This window comes from Neorhizobium galegae (assembly GCF_021391675.1).
GTDB classification, from domain to species: domain Bacteria; phylum Pseudomonadota; class Alphaproteobacteria; order Rhizobiales; family Rhizobiaceae; genus Neorhizobium; species Neorhizobium galegae_B.
Genome location: NZ_CP090095.1, coordinates 2077797 through 2101260 on the forward strand (window position 1 = coordinate 2077797; position 23464 = coordinate 2101260).

General features: G+C 62.8%; 15 protein-coding genes and 1 pseudogene. 9 read left to right on the plus strand and 7 right to left on the minus strand.

Features of this window, described 5'->3' with window-relative positions; all coding sequences use genetic code 11:
* Window positions 1-141: 141 nt before the first annotated feature.
* Entirely contained in the window at window positions 142-5973 is a 5832-nt protein-coding gene (locus LZK81_RS10420; protein WP_418936485.1) for a hypothetical protein, read from the minus strand.
* A gap of 1071 nt (window positions 5974-7044) precedes the next feature.
* Between LZK81_RS10420 and LZK81_RS10425 the strand changes: the two genes are divergently transcribed.
* Window positions 7045-7413, plus strand: a complete 369-nt coding sequence (locus LZK81_RS10425) for an Hpt domain-containing protein (RefSeq protein ID WP_046608130.1) — start codon at window positions 7045-7047, stop codon at window positions 7411-7413.
* A gap of 140 nt (window positions 7414-7553) precedes the next feature.
* Complete coding sequence (locus tag LZK81_RS10430; RefSeq protein WP_233956187.1) at window positions 7554-7874, plus strand: 2Fe-2S iron-sulfur cluster-binding protein; 321 nt, start codon at window positions 7554-7556, stop codon at window positions 7872-7874.
* A 413-nt stretch (window positions 7875-8287) separates the two neighbouring features.
* Here LZK81_RS10430 and LZK81_RS10435 read toward each other — a convergent pair whose 3' ends face one another.
* Window positions 8288-8836 carry a DUF922 domain-containing Zn-dependent protease gene (locus LZK81_RS10435; protein WP_233956189.1) on the minus strand — a complete coding sequence of 183 codons (549 nt, stop codon included), beginning with the start codon at window positions 8834-8836 and terminating at the stop codon, window positions 8288-8290.
* Window positions 8837-9089: 253 nt separating this feature from the next.
* Here LZK81_RS10435 and folP point away from each other — a divergent pair, with 253 nt between their 5' ends.
* The 3 genes from folP to folK are packed head-to-tail and all read left to right on the plus strand — an operon-like array spanning window position 9090 to window position 10766.
* Window positions 9090-9890 carry a dihydropteroate synthase gene (folP, locus tag LZK81_RS10440; protein WP_233956190.1) on the plus strand — a complete coding sequence of 267 codons (801 nt, stop codon included), beginning with the start codon at window positions 9090-9092 and terminating at the stop codon, window positions 9888-9890.
* Window positions 9890-10255, plus strand: coding sequence for a dihydroneopterin aldolase (folB, locus tag LZK81_RS10445; protein ID WP_046626632.1), 366 nt, complete (start codon window positions 9890-9892; stop codon window positions 10253-10255). Before folP ends, folB begins: the two co-directional genes overlap by 1 nt.
* Window positions 10224-10766, plus strand: a complete 543-nt coding sequence (folK, locus tag LZK81_RS10450) for a 2-amino-4-hydroxy-6-hydroxymethyldihydropteridine diphosphokinase (RefSeq protein ID WP_233956192.1) — start codon at window positions 10224-10226, stop codon at window positions 10764-10766. Before folB ends, folK begins: the two co-directional genes overlap by 32 nt.
* 16 nt (window positions 10767-10782) lie before the next feature.
* Here the strand turns inward: folK and LZK81_RS10455 are convergent, their stop codons facing one another.
* The 4 genes and pseudogenes from LZK81_RS10455 to LZK81_RS10470 all read right to left on the minus strand — a co-directional run bounded on the left by LZK81_RS10455 (window position 10783) and on the right by LZK81_RS10470 (window position 14571).
* Window positions 10783-11337, minus strand: a complete 555-nt coding sequence (locus LZK81_RS10455) for a hypothetical protein (RefSeq protein WP_046608124.1) — start codon at window positions 11335-11337, stop codon at window positions 10783-10785.
* 102 nt (window positions 11338-11439) lie between these two features.
* A complete protein-coding gene (locus tag LZK81_RS10460; protein ID WP_233956193.1) occupies window positions 11440-12519 on the minus strand; it encodes a YcjF family protein in 1080 nt (359 codons plus the stop codon).
* Window positions 12516-13984 (minus strand): annotated as a pseudogene (locus LZK81_RS10465) (YcjX family protein). Before LZK81_RS10465 ends, LZK81_RS10460 begins: the two are co-directional and overlap by 4 nt.
* Window positions 13985-14061: 77 nt before the next feature.
* Entirely contained in the window at window positions 14062-14571 is a 510-nt protein-coding gene (locus LZK81_RS10470) for a SixA phosphatase family protein (protein WP_046608127.1), read from the minus strand.
* A gap of 270 nt (window positions 14572-14841) precedes the next feature.
* Here LZK81_RS10470 and dksA point away from each other — a divergent pair, with 270 nt between their 5' ends.
* Window positions 14842-15261: an RNA polymerase-binding protein DksA gene (gene dksA / locus LZK81_RS10475; protein WP_046608133.1), complete on the plus strand. Its 420-nt coding sequence runs from the start codon at window positions 14842-14844 to the stop codon at window positions 15259-15261.
* Window positions 15262-15343: 82 nt separating this feature from the next.
* Here dksA and LZK81_RS10480 read toward each other — a convergent pair whose 3' ends face one another.
* The gene (locus LZK81_RS10480) at window positions 15344-16417 is read right to left on the minus strand and encodes a flagellar biosynthetic protein FliO (RefSeq protein ID WP_233956195.1); all 1074 of its coding nucleotides are present in this window, start codon (window positions 16415-16417) and stop codon (window positions 15344-15346) included.
* A 252-nt stretch (window positions 16418-16669) separates the two neighbouring features.
* Between LZK81_RS10480 and cckA the strand changes: the two genes are divergently transcribed.
* The 3 genes from cckA to alaS all read left to right on the plus strand — a co-directional run bounded on the left by cckA (window position 16670) and on the right by alaS (window position 23463).
* Window positions 16670-19285, plus strand: coding sequence for a cell cycle histidine kinase CckA (gene cckA, locus LZK81_RS10485; protein ID WP_046611593.1), 2616 nt, complete (start codon window positions 16670-16672; stop codon window positions 19283-19285).
* A 245-nt stretch (window positions 19286-19530) separates the two neighbouring features.
* Entirely contained in the window at window positions 19531-20619 is a 1089-nt protein-coding gene (gene recA, locus LZK81_RS10490) for a recombinase RecA (RefSeq protein WP_046606775.1), read from the plus strand.
* A 183-nt stretch (window positions 20620-20802) separates the two neighbouring features.
* A complete protein-coding gene (gene alaS / locus LZK81_RS10495; RefSeq protein ID WP_233956197.1) occupies window positions 20803-23463 on the plus strand; it encodes an alanine--tRNA ligase in 2661 nt (886 codons plus the stop codon).
* The last annotated feature ends 1 nt before the right edge of the window (window position 23464 follow it).

Consider the following 23464-nt stretch of genomic DNA (forward strand, 5'->3'; position numbering starts at 1 on the left):
CCGACCGAAACGGTTTTCCTTCCAGTTTTAAAGGCTCCGTCAGTTGCAACCCGCAGCTCAAGTTCTGAAAGCTGTGCAGATCCGCCAACAAAAAGGCCGCCTCGAAAGGCGGCCTTTTGTGTTCGTATTCCGATCCGGTTCTTAGTTGAACCGGCCGGCGGCGTGGGCCAGCATCGTGTAGACCTTGCCGGTATCCGAGGTGAGGTAGCTCTGGGTTACCGTCTTGTCGCGGTCGGTGCGGGCGACGTCGGCGAGCAGCTTTTCGAAATCGGCGATATAGCGGTCGACGGCGGTGCGGAATTCCGGTTCGCGGTCGTACTTGCGCTTGATCTCGTCGAAGGTCTGCTGACCCTTCAGCGTGTAGAGGCGACGGGTAAAGACGTCGCGCTCGCCGCGCTGGTAACGCCGCCACAGGTCGACCGAGGCGTCATGGTCGATGGCGCGGGCGATATCGACCGACAGCGAATTCAGCGATTCCACCATATGGCGCGGATTGCGGTTGTCGCCGTTGCCGCGCGCAGCTGGGGCCGGTTCGGCGGCACGTGGTGCCGGCTGCGGCTGCTGACGGGGTGCCGGCGGTGTATCCGCCATCTCGTCGCGCGATGCGCCGCGCAGCAGGTCGCTGATCCAGCCGCCGTCGGTGCCGCGTGGCTCCGGCGCGCGGGCGACGGGCGCCTGTGGCTGGCGATCGAGCGGCAGCGTGCCGCGCAGGGCGTTCCCAGCATAGGGATCGTTGCGTGGCGCAGGCGGAGCCGGCTGCGGGATGGCTGCGGCGGCAGGCTGAGGCTGCGGACGGGCAGGAGCCGGCTGCGGAGCGGGAGCAGGCGCCTGGCGCGGTGCCGAAGCTTCGGAGATCTCGAAGTTCTGCGTCGAGCGACCGACCAGCGCCGAGATGTCCTGCAGCGCCTTGATCTGCTCGGAGACGGCACGCCGCATGGCGGCCGCACTTTCCTTGGCTTCTTCCGGCAGGTCGAAGGCGCCGCGCTTGAGTTCGGTGCGGGTCGTATCCAGCTCGCGGCGGATATCCTGCGCCGAGCGGCGGATTTCGTCGGTTGCGCCGGAGAAGCGGTTGATGGCTTCCTCGACCGATTCCCGCAGCGTATCGCGCAGCTGTTCGGCGGCACTGCCGGAGCGGGTGGTGGCATCCGACAGCAGCTGCTCGACGTCGGTGAGCGACTGCGAAATGCTGCCGCGCATGCGCTCGGAAAGGTCGCGGGTGCGCTTCTCGGCGTCAGACAGCGTCGTCTCGATGGCGTGGTTGGCGTCGCTGCCGGCGCTGATCAGCGCTTCGCGCATCGCATCGGCGGTAACTTCGGCGCGATGCTGGGTTTCCCCGAGCGTCCGGCCGATATCGGCGAACGAGGCATGCAGGCTTTCGCGAAGCCGCGAGCCGACCTGCAGCGAACGTTCTTCCGCCCGCTCGAAAGCGCCGTCGACCAGGGTCGTCAGGCTGCGCATCGTCGTCTCGATTTCCTCGGAACGCTTGACCAGGCCGGTCGACAGGTTGCGCAGTGCATTCTGGCGTTCGTCCAGCGTGCTGACGAGATTGGACTGTGCCGCACCGAGGAGTTCCGATGCTTCGACAAGCACCCTCGAATGGTCGTCGAAACGGCCGACGAGGCTGCTGACCTGCTCAAGCGTATTGCCGAAGACGTCCGACATACGGCCGATATTGTCTTCGAGCATGCGGGTCGAGCCGGAAACGATATCGGCGGAGTTGGTTGCCGACTGAACGAACCGGTTGGCCGTGACGCTGAGCTTGCGGTCGGCCTCCGAAAGATGGTGGGCGACGGCATCGGCGGTGCTGCCGAGTTCCTTTGCCGACTCCTGGACCAGCGCCGAAATGCTCGAATTGCTTTCCGCCAGCTTGTCGATGAGGCTGTTGACGCTGGCTGACAGGCCCTGTTCGACGTGACGCATGGTGCCGGCGGCGCTTTCGGTCCGCTGCGTGATGGCTGCGAGCGTCTCGTTGGTCCGCGCAGCGATCGCGTCGACCAGCGCCGAGTTCTCGTTGCGGATACGTGCCGTCGATTCGTCCGTCGCAGACGAAAGCCGCGTGGTCGTTTCTTCCGTCGCGGCGGAGAGCCGTGCGGTCGTGTCCTCCGCAGCAGAGGAAATCCGTGCTGTCGTCTCCTGCGCCGCGGCGGAAAGCCGTTCGGCGCCCTGCTGGGCAGCGGTCGTCATCTGTTCGATGGCGGTGCGGCCGGTCGCGGCATATTCCTCGACCATGGGCTTTGCCTTTTCATCGAGGAGGCGTGCCAGTTCCGCCGAGCGACCGGCGAGCATGGAGTTCAGATCGCGGGCGCGGGCGTCGAGAGCCGAGTGGATGGCGTCGCCGCGGGCCGCGAGTGCCCGGTCGACGGCGTCCATGGCGGTGTCGAGCTGGTTTGCGGTATCGGCAAGTGTGGTGCGGATACCGTCGCCGCGCGAGTCGAGCGCCTTCTGTGCTTCGTCCAGCGCCTCGGAGATTGCCGTGACCTGGCGCTTCACCAGGCTGTCGGCTTCCGCGACCTTGTGGACGATCGCATTGCCGGCTTCCGAGAAGGCAAGCGCAACGGTTGCCGCCTGGCCGGCGAGCCGGTTCTGGGTTTCCGAAATCCGGCCGACGATCTGGGTCGACCGTTCCTCGATCGCCTTGGTGAATTCGGCGTTGCGGCTGGTGAGTTCCTCGGTGAACTCGGCACCGGCACGCGCCAGCACTTCGGCGGAGCGGGTGGCTTCGCTGTCCATGCTCTGGGCCGCGGCACCGACTGCTTCGCGCAGTGTCGAGGCAAGGCCGACGGCCTTGCTTTCGATGGTCTTGGTGACGTTGTCGAGACCGATGGTCAGCGCGCGGTCGATCGTGCCGAGGCGTTCCTCGATACGGGCGGTGCGGCCGTCCATGGTCTCGGTGATGCGGTCCGAAGCCTCGACGGCGACACGTTCCAGATCGGCCGTGCGGTTGGTGAGCGTCGCGGAAAGATTGACGCCGGCCTCGTCGACGAGCTGGGCTGCCTCGAGGATTTCGCCCCGGATCCGGCCTTCGAGCCCGCCGAACGTCGATTCGATGCGGCTGCCGGTTTCTTCGAGTGCGCCCTGAACCCCGCCGACCGTCTGACGGATGCGGTTGGAGAAGGCGTCGGCCGAGCGGCCGATTTCGCTCGCGGCATCGGAAAGCCGGACGGCGAGCGTACCGACATTGTCGCGCAGACGTTCTTCGAGCGACTGCCCCGCAGTGTCTATAGCGCTGCGCAGCGCGTTCTGCTGCGTATCGAGCGACATTTCCAGCATTCCGGCGCTGGCCGCGATCGAGGTTCCGAAGGAGGTGACCTGGTCCTGCATCAGGTCGCCGATCTGGCTCTGGGCGTCGCCGAGCGTTGTCGCGAGCGACTTCGTGCGTTCGTCCAGGGTGTCGCGGATCTGCTCGTAACCGGAACCGAGCGTCGTTTCCAGCTGCTGGTGACCAAGGCCGATGGTTGCGGCGATACGCTCCTGAGTCGAGCCGAGAACGGCTTCGACGCGCTCCAGCCCGTCCGCCATGCCCGTTTCGAAACGCTGTGCGCCGGTTGTGAGCGCCGTCTCGATGCGGCCGCTTGCGCTGCCGACGGTCTGTTCGAGGCGATCGCCGCCGCTTTCGAGAACGCGGGCGATCTCTGCCGTCCGGTTTTCGAGCGACTGGTCGAGATTGAGCTGGTTATCGACATAGGCGTTGCGGATCGCTTCGGCGCGGGCCGCGAAGGATTGCTCGATGCGGACGTCGGCATCGATGAAGGTGTTGGCGATTGACGTCGACTTTTCGTCCAGCATGCTGGCGAGGCGGTCTTCACCAAGCGCGAAGGAGGTGGCGATTTCCATCGACTTGTCGTCGAGGATTTCTGCAAGCCTGTCCCGGTTGACGCCCAGCGCCTCGTTGATTTCCGAGGTACGGCGGGCCAGGTCTCCGCTCATGCGCTGTTCGGTTTCCGAAAGTGCGCGGGTGATGGAGTCCGACTTCTCGTCGAGCATGCCGGCGAGGCGATCTTCGCCGAGCGCGAAGGACGTGGCGATTTCCATCGACTTGTCTTCGAGGATTTCGGAAATCCGCTCGCGGTTGGCATCGAGCGACGTCTGCATTTCGGAAGCGCGCCGACCCAGCTCGTCACCGAGCCGCTGTTCGCTGGCAATGAGCGTGCGGGAGATGTGCTCCGACTTTTCGTCGAACATGCCGGCGAGCCGCTCCGGCGCGCCGGACATCAACGTTTCGATCGCACTGGATTTCTGGCTCAGCACTTCCGTCAGATGATCGTGGCTTCCGGAAAGCGCAGCGACAATGGCGCCCGAGCGGATTGCCAGGCTCTGTTCGAACTTGGCCTGGTTTTCCGAAAGCGTGCTGAGAAGGCTGCTGCCGCGGTCGGCGAGCGTTGCTTCGATGTCCTGACGTGCGCTTGCAAAGCCGGCGTGAAGTTCGCCGGTGCCGGATGCAAACACGTCCTTGAGCTCGCCGGTGCGCAACGCAAGCGCGTCCTGAAGCTCGGTGGCGCCCGTTCCGAGCACTCCGTGCAGTTCCCCGGTGCCCGAGGCAAGCACGCCCTGGAGTTCGCTGGTGCGCGTCGTCAATACGTCCTGGAGCTCGGTGGTGCGTGTTTCCAGTGCTTCGTGGAGTGCGCCGGTGCGCGTGGTAATGACGTCCTGGAACTCGCTGGTGCGTGCTTCAAGGGCTCCCTGAAGTTCCTCGGTGCGCGAGACGAGTACGGACTGGAGTTCGCTGGTGCGTGTTCCGAGTACATCCCGAAGCTGGCTGGTCCTCGATCCGAGGACGTCCTGGAGTTCGCCCGTGTGCATCACGAGCGCGTCCTGGATTTCGGTGGCGCGGGAGGCCAGCGTATCCTGAATTTCAGTGCTTCGGGCCGACAACGCGTCGGACAGTTCGCGCGAGCGGCTTCCAAGCATGGCATCCAGCATTTCCTGGCCGGTGCCGAGCGTCGTCTCGAGTGCGAGCGACTGGTCGGTCAGCGAGGAACTGATGCGCTCGACGCTGGACGAGAGGATGTTTTCGATCGCATCAGAACCGCTTGCCACCGTCTCGTTGATGCGGGCGAGGCTGTCCATCAGCTTGCTGTCGAGCGTGCCGGCGCGCTGGTCGAAGGCTGAGGTGAACTGCGAGATGTTGTCGTCGAAGGTCGTGCTGAGCAGGCCGACGGTCGTCTGCAGGCGCTCTTCGAAGAAGCCGGAGCGCATGTCGAGGTCGAGGACCACGTCTTCGACGGTGCTTTGCAGGGTCTGGCGGAAGGACGAGGTCTTTTCTTCGAGCGAGCTGTTGAGCGAAGCAAGGATGCCGCCGAGCGACCCGGTGAGCGTCTGTTCGCTTTCGGCAAGCCCGTCGGTGATCTCGCGGGTCCGGGCAAGCAGCGTCTCGTTCAGCTGGCGGGTACGGTCCGCAAGCGCTGCATTGAGCTTTTCGGTATTGGCGTCGAGCGAGGAGGCGCGTGTCTGGAATTCATTGAGAAGCGCCTGGCCGCGCTGCGACAGCACGGTGTTGATCGCATCCATGCGCTCGTCGAACTCGTGGGCGAGCGCGAAACCGGAGGAGTTGAGCGTCTGCAGCAGGTTTTCGGTCTTTGTCGTCAGCAGGCTGCCGAGTGCTTCGCCGGCCGCGTTGGACTTCTCCATCAGCGCCGCGCCGCGCGTCTCGATCATCGAGGCAAAGGCTTCGCCTGATGTCGCCAGGCGAATGGAGATTTCTTCGGTCGCAAGCGACAGCTCTTCCTTGAGCTGATCATGGGCTCCGACGATCGACGAGCGGATGCGCTCGGCGTGGTTGACGATCGCGTCGCGTTCGGCGCCGAGTTCGTGGACGAGGCCGCGAACGCGCAATTCGTTGTCGGTGAAGCTCCGCTCCAGCGCATTCACTTCCGAATGGACGAGCGTCTCGAGCTCGGCGGCGCGGGCGATGGTGCGCTCGATGCCTTCGTTCATTGCCGAGACTTCGCGGCGCACGGCCTGGCCGACACTCATGATCTCGCTCGGAGGCGACGGTTTCGGGATCGGACAGGCGCAGCGCCACCTCGGCCATCGAGCGGGCGGCGGTTCTCAGATCCTGAGCGCGGGCCATCATGATCGCGAAGGCGAAGAACAGCATGATCGGAATGAGGATACAGACCGCCAGCGCGACGATGCCGGGAGCGGCGAGAACGCCTTCGACCGAGGTGATCTGCCAGAGCTGGTTGCCGTAGATCATCTGTCCGAGCGCGATGCCGCCGATTGCCCAGAGGATCGAGACGATCACCGCATTGCGGATGGACGAGCGCATCGCGCCGCCTTCCAGCGTCCGCAGGATCGCAGTCGAACTGCGTTTGCCCGCATCGTTGGCGGGCTGGAATGTGGGAGACTTTGCAGCGGTTTCGGTGGCTGCCGATCTGTATGATTCGGCGGCATCGTCCTGATACTGGGTCTGACGCGGTTTGTTAGTGTCTGACACTCTTGCCTCCGAGGCATGGGGCACTGATCTAGGGCGCGACTGATCATCGTTGAAGTTGATTTTTAGGGCATCTTCCAACGCCTGGAACGCCGTCTCATCGATCGACTCGCTGCTAGGGTTCTTTGCCATGCGGTTACGCCTCGTTACATACTCGCCCGGCAAATCCCATCTGACGCGCTGCCGCCCGCAGACCGACAGATGGAACGCTGCCTGCCGGAAACTCTCCACCCACAAAGCGGATTTCCAGTTTCCTATTCATTTTCAAGTCGGATGGCCGTTCTTTCAAACGGATGATAATGAAAGCTTACCAACCTACCATCCGGGGCAAAAGGACGATATTCCTCGCCACCTTAGGCGTATTGTAGTGGCACATTCGGCCACCCTGCACAATTATGACGCCTGCCTTCGAATGATGCCGTGGAATGTTGTTAACAGAATTTAAACCATACGAAGATGCAAAACCCCTAAAATCCCGGGAGCTTAGCAGAAATTAACCATATGGGAAGAAACCGGCCCAGATTGTGCCGGAATTTAACGGGATAGCTCCGATTGGCCCGCACAATTCGGGACATTATCAGAAGAGCAACAGGGAAAACAGGTTCATGGCAATGGCAGCCGTCAGTATCGCGTTCGAAGCTCCGGAAACGCTCCGGGGCGCTTGCCCCTCGCAGTCCCGTCCGATTGACCTCGTCCATCTCGCGACCCAGACCATGGGCGACAAAAGCCTTGAAGTCGAAGTGCTCCAGATGTTTGCACGCCAGGCACGCCGCGCACTGCACGATATATCAAGCGCCGATAGCGCCTACGTCGTCGCAGCCGCACACCGCCTGAAGGGCGCTGCCGGTGCAGTCGGTGCCTTCAAGGTTTCCACCGCTGCCGAGCGCCTTGAAGACAATGCCTCCGACGCCTCGTTGCGGGCCGCGGTCGCTGCCGCAGTCATCGAGGCCGAAAACTTCATCAACAAACTCTGCCGCTGAGCGATTCGGCCAATCGGTTGGGCGAGGCGCCGATTGAACAGCCGGCGGCGCCCCGAAATATTGACTGCGCCGGGGTTTTATTGGAAGACAGCACGCTCAAATAGTGTGCCCTGACCTTCAACATTCCGGATTTCCCTATCATGACGAAACTGACCATCGTTGCCTTTGACGGAACGCGTTTCGATATCGAAGCCGAGCCAGGCTCCACCGTTATGGAGAATGCGGTTCGCAATTCCGTCCCCGGCATCGAGGCCGAATGCGGTGGCGCCTGCGCCTGCGCCACCTGTCATGTCTATGTCGACGAGGCCTGGACCGAAAGGGTCGGCCCGCCGGCTCCCATGGAGGAAGACATGCTCGACTTCGCCTTCGAGGTGAAGCCGACCTCGCGCCTTTCCTGTCAGATCAAGGTCAAGGCGGATCTCGACGGGCTCGTGGTCAACGTGCCCGAGCGCCAAGCCTGATCGTGGCCTGATCGTCTTTTCCCGATCGCCCGTTTACGGGCAAAAAAAAGCCTCGCTCCGCAAAAGCGGCAAGCGAGGCCAGGCGGGCGCATCACCAGCAGGGGAGGGAGGAACCACCTGCGGCTTGAAGACGCGCCAGGAGAACTAAAACACCGGAAACCAAACTCAGGAACACCTGAAACAACCGCGTCCGACACATCGGTTCGAAAACCGGAAAGGTACGCTGATCCTGCGGCTATCTACCTCATTTGCCTCGTTTTTCGAAGCGTTGGTAGGTAAGCTATGTCTTAGGTTGTATCCGAAATTTCTATTTTAGACTATCACCATAAATCACCCGTCATTGACGAGGGATGATGCAAGCTCCGCAAAAGCCTGGGCACGGTTGGTCGGGTTGATTCACCCCAAAAAGCGGATCAATTGCCGGATCGCTTCAGGCGATACTGCAGCAGCCGAATCATCCGCGCGTCGAAATTGGCCGCCTCGATCTGGTCGAACCGCAGCTGCTCCCGGTCATGCGTCTCAAGACCACGGCGGGTCGTCTCCGCCACCTGTCTTTCCAGCGCATCGCAGGTTCTGTTGGCGGGGAGGCCAAGCAGTTCCCGTTCGAGTTGGCGCGCGTGGTTGCGGGCGATTTCCGCATGCCGCTCCTCGTGGCGCTTGATGTCCTTCGACAAAGTATCCCAGATGAAGCCGAGATCGGCGGTGGCACGGCCGCGATTGCCCCAGCGCGGCAGGATGATGTGGGTTCGGAGTGTCACACGCGCGCCGCCGACCGAACAGCGCCCGCCCCTTTCCACATAGGTGACGTCGCCGCCGAACTTGATTTCGGTGGCGCCGGGATGGCGATGGCCGGTGCTGCGGGTGAGAGGGCCGCGGCTCTCCAGTTCCTTGTCGAGGTCCTCGGCCGTGCGCCCACCGATCCGGAAATAGGAATAGGTCTTGTTGATGATTGGTTCTGCCATGGCCGTCGCAGGGATCACGCAGAGGAGAAGAAAGACACCGAAAAACCGGCGGACTCTGCGCATGGAGAACATTCTATGGCCTGCGACGTTGAACTTATGGGGACCTTGGGGCATAGCCAGCCTGAGCGCAACACAAAGGCATCAAATTTTGCGTTACCCTTCGAAAGACGGCCATCCGGTGATATCGCAGCGCAACAGAACCTGGCGTGTCGGGCGGGGCCGTGTTCTTGAACTGGGTCGCCAAGGCCAGATTATGGCGATCATCAACATCACGCCCGATTCCTTTTCCGACGGCGGAAACTACGCAAACCTGGATGCCGCGGTGGCTCACGCCGTTTCCTGCATCCGGGAGGGCGCCGCTATCCTCGATATCGGCGGCGAGTCGACTAGGCCTGGCGCCGCCGAGGTGACGGCGGCGGAAGAGCAGGATCGCGTCCTGCCGGTGATCGAAAGACTCGCCGCGGAGACCGATGCGCTGATCTCGATCGATACCTACCGCGCCGAAACCGCTCGCCTGGCGATGGCGGCGGGTGCCCATGTCATCAACGACGTCCACGGCCTGCAGCGTGAGCCGGAGATCGCGACCGTTGCGGCTCAAACATCTGCCGGTGTCTGCATCATGCATACCGGCCGCGGCCGCGAGCAGGAAAAGCGGTCCGATCAGATCGCCGACCAGGAATTTTTCCTGCGGCAGTCTCTCGAGATCGCTCGCAGCGCCGGCATTTCCGACGAGGCGATCGTGCTTGATCCGGGTTTCGGCTTTGCCAAGGACCGTGACGACGACATGGAATTGATGGCGCGTTTTGCCGAACTGCATAGGCTCGGCTTCCCGCTCCTCGCCGGCACTTCGCGCAAACGGTTCATCGGCGCCCTGACGGGACGAGAAAAGGCGAACGAGCGCGACGTCGGCACCGCCGCGACCACGGCGATCCTGCGCTTAGCGGGGGCTTCGATCTTCCGTGTCCACAACGTTGCCGCCAATCGCGATGCGCTGGCAATGGCCGATGCGGTTCTCGCCGCAGCCTCCGTGCATGAAGAAAGAGAGGGCCTTTGATGGCGACCTACACGATCACGCTGAAGAACTGTGCGTTCTACGCCAAGCATGGCGCTTTCGAGCAGGAGGCCACGCTCGGCCAGCGTTTCTTCATCGACGTCATCATGGACGTCGAGGCGGACGAGGCACTCGAAAACGACGATGTCGCGAGCACGGTGCATTACGGCATCGCCTACGAAATCGTCGAGAAGGTGGTGACCGGCCACCGCCGCAACCTCATCGAGACGCTCGCCAAGGACATCGCCAAGGCGCTCTGCGCCTGGTCGCCGCAGATCCGCCGGGCAGAGATCGCCGTGCGCAAGCCGAGCGTGCCGATCCCCGGCATCCTCGATTATGCGGAGGTGCGTGTTGAGCATTTCGCCTGAAAAGACAGTCGAGGTCGCGGCTCTGGGGCTCGGCGGCAATATCGGCGATCCGCCGTCGTCCATGGCCGAGGCGCTCAGGCAGCTCGATGGGCGCGAGGACTGCCGCGTTCTTGCCGTCTCGAAACTCTATTCGACCCCGCCCTGGGGCAAGACCGACCAGGCGGATTTCTTCAACTGCTGCGTCCTGGTGGAGACTTCATTGGAGCCGGAGGACCTGCTGGACGTCTGTCTGTCGATCGAGCGCGGCATGAAGCGCGTTCGCCTGGAGCGCTGGGGACCACGCACCATCGATATCGATATCCTGACCTATGGGGCGCGCGAGCAGAGAAGCGAAAAACTGGAAGTGCCGCATCCGCGCATGACCGACCGCGGCTTCGTGATGATGCCGCTTGCCGACATCGCCCCGGATCTTCTGGTGAAGGGAAGGAAAGTGCGCGACTGGCTTGACGGCGCCGATACTGCCGGCATCAAGATCGCGCAGGACAGCCAGGACTGGTGGCAGGGCGCCTGAGGCGCCCTTTGTTGTCTTATTGTTGGATCGAACCGACGGCGATCGAATCCATGTCGCGGTCGAGGCTGAGCCCGATCACCGGAACCATCTGGTCTTCGACCTTGATCGAGATGGTAATGTTCATCTTGTTCTCGCCGCGCAGGCTGGCGACCATCGCGCCGTTGAGCTGATTGCGGTTGATGCCCATGACGACCTTGTCGCCGCTGACCGAGCCGGAAATGATGTCCAGTCCCTTGCCCTCGGCGCCGTCCAGGAACTTGCCGGTGTAACCGCGGCCGCTCTGGGTGATGGTGGCCGACATCGGCTGCTGGAACACGCCGACACGGCAGGTCCCATCGAGCTTGATGCCGACATCGCTGTCGGGGATCGCTGCACCGGTCAGGTTGCAACTGAATTTCGTGCCCTTGTATTTGCCGGCGACGATTTCGCCGGGACCTTTCCAGACGCCGGCGACCGACTGGAAGAAAGCCTTGTCGCGCGGAGCGGCTTCAGCCTGCGGCGCCATGGCGGAAGTGGTCGCGACTGTCAGAATGGCGAACCCGCCCAGAAGCGAAAAGAAGCGCGAATACATGAACTTTCCCCTGACGAGCAGCAGCTTTAAGTGTCCCGTAATTTAGGTGGGAATGGTTAACGACTGGTGACCATGGCCGGGTCTGAGCCATGGTCGGACACTCTATTGTTCATCTTTCCGCCCGCCGACAGTCGCGATATCCGAGATGAAATCGCTGATTCCGGGCCTTTTGACCGCCCGGAAGGGCAGCGGCCGGCAGAGATCCATGGCGGCGATGCCGATTCGCGCAGTCAGCAGACCGTTGATCACGCCTTCGCCCAAACGCTTGGATAGTTTCGAAGCGAGGCCGTGTCCCAGAACCTGTTGCGCGACACCGTCGCCGACGGCGATCGAGCCGGTCACGGCGAGATGGGCGATGACGTCCCGCATCAGCCTCATGAGCCCAAGCGTGCCCGGCCTGCCGCCGTAGAGCTCGGCCATGGCGCGGATCAGCCGCGTGACTTCAAAGAGCACGTAGGCAAGGTCGACGATGGCACGCGGGCTGATGGCGGTGACGATCGAGACACGCTTGGACGATCCGAGAATGAGAGCACGGGCCTTGCGGTCGAGCGGCGCCAGGAGCTCCCGTTCGGCCAGCTCGATGAGTTGCGGGCCGTCGATGATCTCGTCTTTCGTCGCCTCGAGGTTGGCGCGTCCCTTGGCGGTCTCCGCCCGGTGACTGAGAAGTTTCGCAAGCGTGGCAACGACGGCACGCGCGGCGGTCGGGCGAGGGGAAAGGGCCGCCTCTTCCGCTTGTGCTTTCAGGGTCTGGACGGCGGAAAGCCGCATCATGCCGAAGATCTCGCGGCCGACGATCACGGCAACGGCGACGAGCCCGATGGCAAGCGCGGTTAGCGCCGCATATCCAAGCCAGTCGGCACGGGTGAACAGGTCGCGGATGACGCTATCGGCCCAGAGACCGAAGGCAAGCGACAGGAAGGTGCCGAAGGCCGCCGTCGCCAGATTGACGAACGAGAATCTCTTGCGCGCCCGGGGCTCGGCGACCGGGATGGCTTCTGCGGCGAGTTCGGGCGGCGTCACGAACGGATCCTGTTCGTCGGGCGTCACCACAACGCCGTCCTCGAAGCTGCGCGGGCTCCGGCGAGGGACAGGCAAGGTTTCGTTTCGGGCAGCACTTTCCTCTTCGACCGAGAAGGATGCGGGTCGGCGCTTGCCGTTCTGAGGTGATTCGGGCGGTCTCATGCGAGGCGGTCTCCGAACAGGAACTGCATGGCGCGGTCGAGCCGGATATGCGGTACCGAGAGTTTCATGCCACCATTCGCCTCTTCGAGCGCCGGTGGGCGAAAGCGCACCACGTTGATCTCCGGAAGCTCCGCGTCGATGGAATCCAGCTGTTGAAAGAATGCTTCAGGGTTTTCCGGCAAGTCACCGGGAAATATCGCTGTTTTCTTGTTTCCGTCAAAACGTTCACCATTGATCATCTCGCCCGCAATCGGCGTGCCGACGATGACCGGCAGGAGATGATTGTCTTCCTTGACGGTCGCTTCGCGGGTGGCGCGCACCGATGCGATCGCCATCACCTCGATGCCGGCGCCGGCCATGCCGATCCGCTGCACGGCGCGATCGACCAGCCGGCCGGTGAGCCGTTCCAGGCGGTCATGGCTTTCGTGGTGCAGGTGATCCGCCTTGGTGGCCGCGACCAGGACCTTGTCGATCCGGCGGCCGATCAGGGAGGAAAAGAAGCTGTTGTGGCCGGGCCGAAAACAGGCGAGCACGTCGGTCAGCGCCCGTTCCAGATCCTGCACCGCTTCGGGTCCGCGATTGATCGCCTGCAGCGCGTCGATCAGCACGATCTGGCGGTCGAGCCGCGCGAAATGCTCGCGGAAGAACGGCTTGACCACGACGTTCTTGTAGGCCTCGTAGCGGCGCTCCATCATCGCCCGCAGCGAACCCTTCGGCGCTTTGGCATCAGGCATGTTCGGCAGCGGCGCAAAGTGAGCGCCGGCGAGCCTTCGAGATCGCCGGGCATCAGGAAACGGCCGGGCGGCAGGGTCGAAAGCGACCGCTCGTCCGCCTTGCAGGCCTTGAGGTAGCCCGCAAAGGCTTCCGACAACCGCCTCGCGGTCATTTCGTCAGCCGGGGCGTCTGCATCTATGCCGTTCGCGAGAGCCAGCCATTCCCGCGACAATTCCTCGCGGATGCCGGTGCCGGCAAGCGCCACGGTGTTGTCGCTGAAGGTGCGAAAATCCTGCGCCAGCAGCGGCAGGTCGAGCAGCCATTCGCCGGGGTAATCGACGATATCGATCGACAGCCGGCCGCGCGAAAACATCCGGCCCCAGCCGCTGGCACTCTGGTAGTCGAGAGTGATCCGCAGCTCCGAGATGGCGCGGGTCGAATCCGGCCAGATGCGGTCGCGCACCAGGGCCTGGATATGGTCCTCGTACTGGAAGCGCGGGATGGCATCATCCGGCTGCGGCTCCAACCGCACGGCGGAAATCCGGCCGGATCGGAACGCCTCGAAGAGCGGCAACCGGCCCCCGTTCAGGAGATTGTGGACAAGGGACGAGATGAACACGGTCTTGCCGGCCCGCGACAGGCCGGTCACGCCGAGCCTGATCGTCGGATGCACGAGGCCCGAGGCACGGTCGGCGAGATTGTCGAGCGCGATGCGCGCGTCATCCGAGAAGCTGGTAAGCGAAGGCGGCAAGGCGTCGTTCCGGGTCCAGAGTTTACGCCTATATAGGAAGCCGTCGCGAGGCCGCAAAGCCGTCGCTCGGGTCCAGTTCAGGCCGTCAGGAAGTCGGTCAGTGTCCAGGCGGCATCCGAGCCGGCGACAAAACCGCGATAATCGAGCACCGCGAGGCCGGCAGGAGGATAGCCGCCCGGGACCGCCGCCACCATCTGCTCGGCGCCGATCAGCCCTTCCAGCACTTCTTCCATGGTCGGGTTGTGGCCGACGAGCATGACCGAATTGCTGTCCCGCTGGCCTGCAAGGATGGCGAGATAGGTGCCGAGCGAGCCGTTGTAGAGTTCGTCGATGAAGACAGGCTCGATCTCCTCGCTGATCGCGCGGCGGATGGCTTCGGCGGTCTGGCGGCACCGCATGGCGGTGGAACTGATAAGGATATCAGGCCGGTAGTTGCGATCTGCAGCCTTGTCGGCAACGATCTCGGCCTGTGCGAAGCCCTGATTGTCGAGAGGGCGATCGAAATCGTGCTGTCCCGGCTCCGCCCAGCCGGATTTGGCATGGCGCAGCAGGTAGATGCGGGAAGGAGGAGGAGTGATCGTCGTCATGCCCGGCACCGCTAGTGAGAGGATGGAAGCGATGGGTAGCCTTTCGGCACGAGACTCGTCAACTGCCGCAGATGTTCTGAAATAGCCTGCCCTGGTAAAGCCTCCTGTGGAGAAGAGTTTCGGGTGCTCAGAATAAAAGCTTAAAAAATAGCCGTTTAGCGGATTTTTATGACAGTTTTAAAAATGCCTTAATACTGAGCGCGAGGCTTGAATCCGGATGGGAGGATAGGATATAGAGCGCCGCATGAGATGTTCTTCAGGAGAATCGCGTTGAGTGAGAAGATCGATCTTAGCAACTATGTGCTCTCTGAAAACGATGAGTTCATGAATGCAAACCAGAAGGCGTATTTCCGGGCGAAACTGATCGCCTGGAAAAATGACATTCTGAGAGAAGCGCGCGAAACGCTCGGCCATCTGGCTGAAGAGAGCGCCAACCACCCCGATCTCGCCGACCGGGCTTCCTCCGAAACCGACAGAGCTATCGAACTTCGAGCCCGTGACCGCCAGCGCAAGCTGATTTCCAAAATCGATGCCGCCTTGCAGCGCATCGAAGAGGGCACCTACGGTTACTGCGAGGAAACGGGCGAACCGATCGGCCTCAAGCGTCTCGACGCTCGTCCGATCGCCACGCTGTCGATCGAGGCACAGGAACGCCACGAGCGCCGCGAAAAGGTCTATAAGGACGAATAATCCGCCCGATCAGTCGGAAACGAATTCAAGGCACGGTTTTCCGTGCCTTTTTTCTTGGCGGAAATTCAAACCTCGCGCCGGCTCACTTGTCACGGGTGACGGACATCTCGCCGAAGATGCGCGCAACTTCCGACTGCAGGCTCGGTTCCGGCGTGGCACCGGTGACCGGCGGCACGCCGGGGCTCCTCGGCTGTATCTGACGGTTCGGCTGGGGGATGACGGCGGTCTCGCGGGCCGCGAGGTTGTTGGCCATTTCCTCTTCGAGAATCCGTTCAAAGTCGCTGCCGAGCTGTTTCGGCTTGTCGGCGGCCGATTGCAGGGCCGGCGGCACGATCGCGGCGCTGACCGGCACGGCGCGCGGCTCGGGTGCTTCCTGGAAGACCCGCCCACGGGCGGCGTCGAGCACGTCGGCCGCGTCGTCGAAAGCCGGAACCTGGGCGGGAACTGAGGCAGGCGGCGCCGCCGCGGCGGCTGCCAGCGCCGCGATCGGCCGCAACTGGTCGGATTTTACCTCCGGGGCTTGACGGGCCGGCGGTTCGATCCTGGGGGCGGCCGCCGGCTCGGGAATTGCTGCATTGTTCGCCGGGGCAGGCGATGCGGGTCGTGGCGCGAGTGTACCGCTCATCGGTATCGGTCCCGTCGTGGGAGCCACCGGCGGAGCGGCGCGCGGCGTCTCTCGCGGCGGCACGGCGCTTTCCCGGGCCGGCTCGACGCGCTGTTCCGGAGCCGCGGGGCGTGGGATCGGGGCAGGGCGTGGTTCGGCAACGGCAGCCGGTCGGGCTTCCATGGCGGCTGCGACCTGAACGGGAACCGTCATGTCCATCGGCTGGAACCGGTTGGCCGCTGTTGCCGGCATGGCCGGTGCCGCCGTCGAAATTCCGCTTTCGATGACGATATCGGTCGGCCCGCCGATCATGATCAGGTGTTCGACCCCGTCGCGGCGGATGAGAACCAGGCGACGCCTTGCATCGACGGCCGCCGCATCCAGGACCTGAAGCCGCGGCTGGCGGTTCTTGCCGCCGCGCACAAAAGGCGAAGGGCCGGAACGGCTGCGGATGAGCCAGAGCACGCCGATAAGGACGAGAAGCCCAATGCCGACGCCGGCGACTGCGATCACCAGGCGGCCTCCATAGGCGCCCATCAGCTCTTCGAACATCTCTTGCCACTCCTCATATGAACGCCGCGGTAAAAAACGACTTTTTTGCTACCGAAGCAAGCTGCTAACTGTCACTGTCCCGCGCTGAAAAACAGCGTAGAAAAGCAAAGATAGGTCACTCCGCCAAACTGTCCCGGGTTTTGTGGCCCAGCAGAGCTTTTTGCTGAACCTGCAACTTGCTAATAAGGAATCGCGGGATTCCCGATCCCTGAATGTTCATGGCCGCAGCGTCGGTCGAAATGCGAGGAATTGATGACGAAGTTGCAGCAGAGCGGCAACTACGAGGCGCCCCTGGTGGAAAAAGGGACGCGTGGCGGCACCATCATCCGGATTGTTCTCCTGGCGCTCGTTCTCTGTGGCGTGGCCGCCGGATTCGTGCTGTTTCAGCATGCGCTCGACAATGAGCTGGTGCTCGGCCTGCTTGGCATTCTCGCCATGGTCGGCATCTTCTTCCTGGTGTCGTCGATCATCGGCCTCGTCGAGGTCATGCCGCAGTCGCGTTCCGACGAACTGGCCCGCGGTTTCCTGGCCAACCATCCCGACGGCATTCTGATCACCGACGCCAAGGGCCGCATTCTCTACGCCAATGCCGCCTATGGCCGGATGACCGGTGCGACCAAGGCGAGCAACGTGCAGTCGCTCGAAGCGCTTCTATCCAAGACCCGCGAATCGACCGAGGCGCTCTACCGGCTGACGACGGCTCTGCGCGAAGGCCGGGAAGGCCATGAGGAGTTCCGGCTTCTCCAGCCGATCGGACGGACGACCGGCAACGGTTCCGGTGCCCACTGGTACCGTCTCAAGGCACGGCTGCTGACGCCCGCCGACAGCCGCAAGGGCCAGCTCGACATCTGGCAGATCACCGACATCACCTCGGAACGCGACGACCAGGAACGGTTCTTCCGCGAACTGCAGAACGCTATAGACTATCTCGACCACGCGCCCGCCGGGTTCTTCTCCGCTGGCAAGAAGGGCGAAATCTTCTACCTGAACGCCACGCTTGCCGAATGGCTCGGCATCGACCTGACCAAGTTCGTGCCGCGCTCGGTGACGATCGCCGATCTCGTGGCCGGCGAGGGCATGGCGCTGATCCAGTCGGTGCAGGCCGCACCCGGTCTGAAGCGCACCGAGACCCTCGACCTCGATCTGCGCCGCACCAACGGCCAGAGCCTGCCCGTGCGCCTGGTGCACAATGTCAGCGCCACCCGCGACGGCGCGCCGGGCGAAAGCCGCACCATCGTGCTGGCGCGGCCAAAGGGCGGCGAGGGCGACCAGTCCGCCTCCGCGATGCGCTTCACGCGTTTCTTCAACAATACGCCGATGGCGATCGCCTCCGTCGATGGCGAAGGGAGAATCCTGCGCATCAATGCGCCGTTCCTCAAGCTGTTTGCCGGCGTCGTTTCCCGCGACGACGTGGATAACGGCATCGAACTCGACCGCATCGTGCACGACAATTCCCGCCAGCATCTGATGCATGCGATTGCCGCCGCCAAGGATGGCCAGGGCGATATCGCCCCGATCGATTCGCGCCACCCCGGCGACGAGAACCGCTATGTGCGCTTCTATGTGAACGCCGTGATCGACGAGAGCGACGAGGCGCCGGAAGAGGCCGCGATCGTCTATGCCGTCGAGACGACGGAACAGAAGGCGCTCGAAACCCAGATGGCGCAGACCCAGAAGCTCAATGCCGTCGGCACGCTGGCGGGCGGTATCGCCCACGACTTCAACAACGTCCTGACGGCGATTCTTCTGTCCTCCGATCATCTCCTGCTGCAGGCGCGCCCCTCCGACGCGAGCTTTGCCGACCTGATGGAGATCAAGCGCAACGCCAACCGTGCCGCCGTGCTGGTGCGCCAGCTGCTCGCCTTCTCGCGCAAGCAGACCATGCGGCCGGCGGTGCTGAACCTCACCGACGTCGTCGGCGATCTGCGCATGCTGGTCGACCGGTTGATCTCCGGCACCAATGTGAAGCTCGAAGTGGATTACGGCCGCGATATCTGGCCGGTGCGCACCGATCTGTCGCAATTCGAGCAGGTGCTGATCAACCTCTGCGTCAACGCGCGCGACGCCATGCCCCAGGGCGGCACGATCCTCATCAAGACCCGCAATGTATCCGCCGAGGATGCGGGCGGTTTCCATCAGACGGATCTGCCGGCCGAGGATTTCGTCATGGTCGAGGTTTCCGACACCGGCACGGGCATCTCGCCCGAAATCATGGACAAGATCTTCGAGCCGTTCTTCACCACCAAGGAAGTAGGCAAGGGGACCGGCCTCGGCCTCTCGATGGTCTATGGCATCGTCAAACAGTCGGGCGGCTATATCTATCCCGAATCGGAAGTCGGACGCGGCACGAGTTTCCGCATCTTCCTGCCACGCCACATTCCCGAAGCGCCGGTCATCGTCCATGACGCGGCGTCCGCGACCGGCGCGCCGGCTCAGCCGGTTCCTCTCGCGCCGGTCGTCTCCGCCCCTCCGGCCGAGGATCTCGATCTCACCGGCAAGTCGGCGGTCGTGCTGCTCGTTGAAGACGAGGAGGCGGTACGGCGCGGCGGCAAGCGCATGCTCGAGACGCGCGGCTATACGGTTCACGAGGCCGGATCCGGCGTTGAGGCGCTCGATATCCTGGCCGAACTCGAAGGCAAGGTGGATATCGTCGTCTCCGACGTCGTCATGCCGGAAATGGACGGGCCAACGCTTTTGACCGAGCTGCGCAAAACCTATCCAGACATGAAGTTCATCTTCGTTTCCGGTTATGCGGAGGATGCCTTTGCTCGCAACCTGCCGGACGGTGCCAAGTTCGGCTTTCTGCCGAAGCCGTTCTCGCTGAAGCAGCTTGCCGTAGTGGTACGTGAGACCCTCGATTCGGACTGAGAATCGCACACGCGCCAAAAGTTTCTCGGCCCGTGATTATCACCTAGCAGAGTGACGCGTGATTGTTTTCAAACGCGAATTTTCCACATGCCACATGGCGTGAACATGATGAGAACGGAACCGGAATTCTCATTTTGAGTCAACCTGTTGATTGGCTCTTGCAAAATGAGAACAAAATAGGTACATCACCTTTATCGGCTGCTTCATTGCTTGCGCGGCGGCAATAACCTAAAGGTGGGATCAACATGGCACAGAACTCATTGCGGCTGGTAGAGGATAAAGGCGTGGACAAGAGCAAGGCGCTGGAAGCGGCATTGTCGCAGATCGAACGATCCTTCGGTAAGGGATCGATCATGAAGCTCGGTTCGAACGAGAACATTGTTGAGATCGAGACGGTTTCGACCGGCTCTCTCAGCCTCGATATCGCGCTGGGAATCGGCGGCCTGCCGAAGGGCCGCATCATTGAAATCTACGGTCCGGAAAGCTCGGGCAAGACGACCCTTGCGCTGCAGACGATTGCCGAAGCCCAGAAGAAGGGCGGCATCTGCGCCTTCGTCGACGCTGAACACGCGCTCGATCCGGTCTATGCCCGCAAGCTCGGTGTCGATCTCCAGAACCTTCTGATCTCGCAGCCGGATACCGGCGAGCAGGCGCTCGAAATCACCGACACGCTGGTCCGTTCCGGTGCCGTCGATGTCCTCGTTATCGACTCGGTTGCGGCATTGACCCCGCGCGCCGAAATCGAGGGCGAGATGGGCGACAGCCTGCCGGGCCTTCAGGCGCGCCTGATGAGCCAGGCGCTGCGCAAGCTCACCGCTTCGATTTCCAAGTCGAATACGATGGTGATCTTCATCAACCAGATCCGCATGAAGATCGGCGTGATGTTCGGTTCTCCGGAAACCACGACCGGCGGCAACGCTCTGAAGTTCTACGCCTCCGTTCGCCTCGACATCCGCCGTATCGGCCAGGTCAAGGAACGCGAGGAAGTGGTCGGCAACCAGACTCGCGTCAAGGTCGTCAAGAACAAGATGGCGCCCCCCTTCAAGCAGGTCGAATTCGACATCATGTATGGCGAAGGCGTTTCCAAGACCGGCGAACTGGTCGATCTCGGCGTCAAGGCCGGCATCGTCGAGAAGTCTGGTGCCTGGTTCTCCTATAACAGCCAGCGCCTCGGCCAGGGCCGCGAGAACGCCAAGACGTTCCTGCGCGACAATCCGGAGCTTGCGCGCGAAATCGAGACGTCGCTCCGCCAGAATGCCGGCCTCATCGCCGACCGCTTCCTGCAGAATGGCGGTCCGGATGCTGACGACGGCGATACAGCCGCCGAAATGTAGGCGGTCCCGCCGCACTCGGAGTTTTCTCCGGCCGCTGCCAATCAACCGGTCGCCATCGAAAGATGAGCGGCCGGTTTCTCGTTCGGTTAGGCGGTGGGGCGGCTGGACAGTTGTGGGTGTGGGCGATACAAGCCTTTGGTTTTCGAATAATAGGACCGCATCCGGCGGTAAAAAGGGCGTAGCATGAGCGGCGTGAATGAAATCCGGTCGACCTTCCTCGACTATTTCCGAAAGAACGGGCACGAAGTCGTCTCCTCAAGCCCGCTGGTGCCGCGCAACGATCCGACGCTGATGTTCACCAATGCCGGCATGGTGCAGTTCAAGAACGTGTTCACCGGTCTTGAGAAACGCTCCTATTCGACTGCGACGACGGCGCAGAAATGTGTTCGCGCCGGCGGCAAGCACAACGACCTCGACAATGTCGGTTACACCGCTCGTCACCACACCTTCTTCGAAATGCTCGGCAATTTCTCCTTCGGTGACTATTTCAAGGCGAATGCGATCGAGCTTGCCTGGAACCTGATCACCAAGGAATTCGGCCTCGACGCCAAGCGTCTCCTGGTCACCGTCTACCACACCGACGACGAGGCTTTCGACCTCTGGAAGAAGATCGCCGGTCTTTCGGATGACAAGATCATCCGCATTCCGACCAGCGACAATTTCTGGGCGATGGGCGATACCGGTCCCTGCGGCCCGTGCTCGGAAATCTTCTATGACCATGGCGACCATATATGGGGCGGACCGCCCGGTTCGCCGGAAGAGGACGGTGACCGGTTCATCGAAATCTGGAACCTCGTCTTCATGCAGTATGAGCAGGTGACGAAGGAAGAGCGGATCGACCTGCCGCGCCCGTCGATCGACACCGGCATGGGCCTCGAGCGTGTTGCGGCCGTCCTCCAGGGCCAGCACGACAATTACGATATCGACCTGTTCCGGGCGCTGATCTCGGCCTCTGAAGAGGCGACCGGCGTCAAGGCGGAAGGCGAGCATCGCGGCAGCCACCGCGTCATCGCCGACCACCTGCGATCCTCCGCGTTCCTGATCGCCGACGGCGTCTTGCCCTCGAACGAAGGCCGCGGTTATGTGCTCCGCCGCATCATGCGCCGCGCCATGCGCCACGCACAGCTTCTCGGCGCCCGCGATCCGCTGCTCTGGAAGCTGCTGCCGGCGCTCATCCAGCAGATGGGCCGCGCCTATCCGGAACTGGTGCGTGCGGAATCACTGATTTCGGAAACGCTGAAGCTCGAGGAGAACCGTTTTCGCAAGACGCTGGAGCGCGGTCTTTCGTTGCTGTCGGATGCGACCAACACGCTTCACAAGGGCGATATGCTGGATGGCGAGACCGCCTTCAAGCTCTACGACACCTATGGCTTCCCGCTTGACCTCACTCAGGATGCCTTGCGCGCCCGCGAAATCGGCGTCGATATTTCCGGTTTCACCGACGCCATGCAGCGCCAGAAGGCGGAAGCCCGCTCGCACTGGACCGGTTCCGGCGACAAGGCGACGGAAACGATCTGGTTCGAGCTCAAGGAAAAGCACGGCGCCACCGAATTCCTCGGCTACGACACGGAAACTGCTGAAGGCGTGGTGCAGGCGATCGTGCGCGAGGGCAAGGCGGTCGCCAGTGCATCGGCCGGCGAACAGGTGCAGGTCGTCGTCAACCAGACGCCTTTCTACGGCGAATCCGGCGGTCAGATGGGCGATACCGGGGTGATCTCGACGGACAATGCCAAGCTCACTGTCTCGGATACCCAGAAGAAGGGCGAGGGCGTATTCGTCCACATCGCCACCGTGACCGAGGGCACGTTGAAGGTTGGTGATGCCGCAGCGCTGACGGTCGATCACGACCGTCGCTCGCGCCTGCGTTCCAACCATTCGGCCACCCATCTGCTGCATGAGGCGCTTCGTGAAGTGCTCGGCACCCATGTGGCCCAGAAGGGTTCGCTGGTAGCGCCCGAGCGCCTGCGTTTCGACGTCTCGCATCCGAAGCCGATGTCGGCCGAGGAATTGCAGAAGGTCGAGGACATGGCGAACGCCATCATCCTCCAGAATGCGCCGGTCACGACACGCCTGATGAGCGTCGACGACGCGATCGCGGAAGGCGCTATGGCGCTATTCGGCGAAAAATACGGTGATGAAGTTCGCGTTGTTGCGATGGGCAAGGCGATCGAAGGTCCGAAGGCCGGCAAGCCCTATTCGGTCGAACTCTGCGGTGGCACGCATGTCAACGCGACCGGTGATATCGGCTTGGTCCGCGTTCTCGGCGAAAGCGCAGTCGGTGCGGGCGTTCGTCGTGTCGAGGCGGTGACGGGGGAGGCTGCACGGGCTTATCTCGCCGAACAGGACGAGCGCGTGAAAACGCTCGCAGGCGCCTTGAAGGTGCAGCCGGCGGAATTGGTTTCGCGCGTCGAAGCGCTGATCGACGAGCGCCGCAAGCTCGAGAAGGAACTGGCGGATGCCAGGCGCAGGCTTGCGATGGGCGGCGGGCAGGGCGGTTCGGCCGGTGATCTCAAGGAGATCGGCGGCATCAAGTTCATGGGCAAGGCGCTCAACGGCATCGACGCCAAGGACCTCAAGGGCCTGGCGGACGAAGGCAAGGCGAGCCTCGGCTCTGGCGTCGTCACGTTGATCGGCGTTTCGGAAGACGGCAAGGCGAGCGCCGTGGTTGCGGTCACGCCGGATCTCGTCGGTCGGTTCAGCGCCGTGGATCTGGTCCGGATCGCATCCGTGGCGCTCGGCGGCAAGGGCGGCGGCGGCCGTCCGGACATGGCCCAGGCCGGTGGACCCGATGGCGCCAAGGCGAACGAGGCGCTCGACGCGGTGGCAGCCGCTCTCGGGGCCTGAT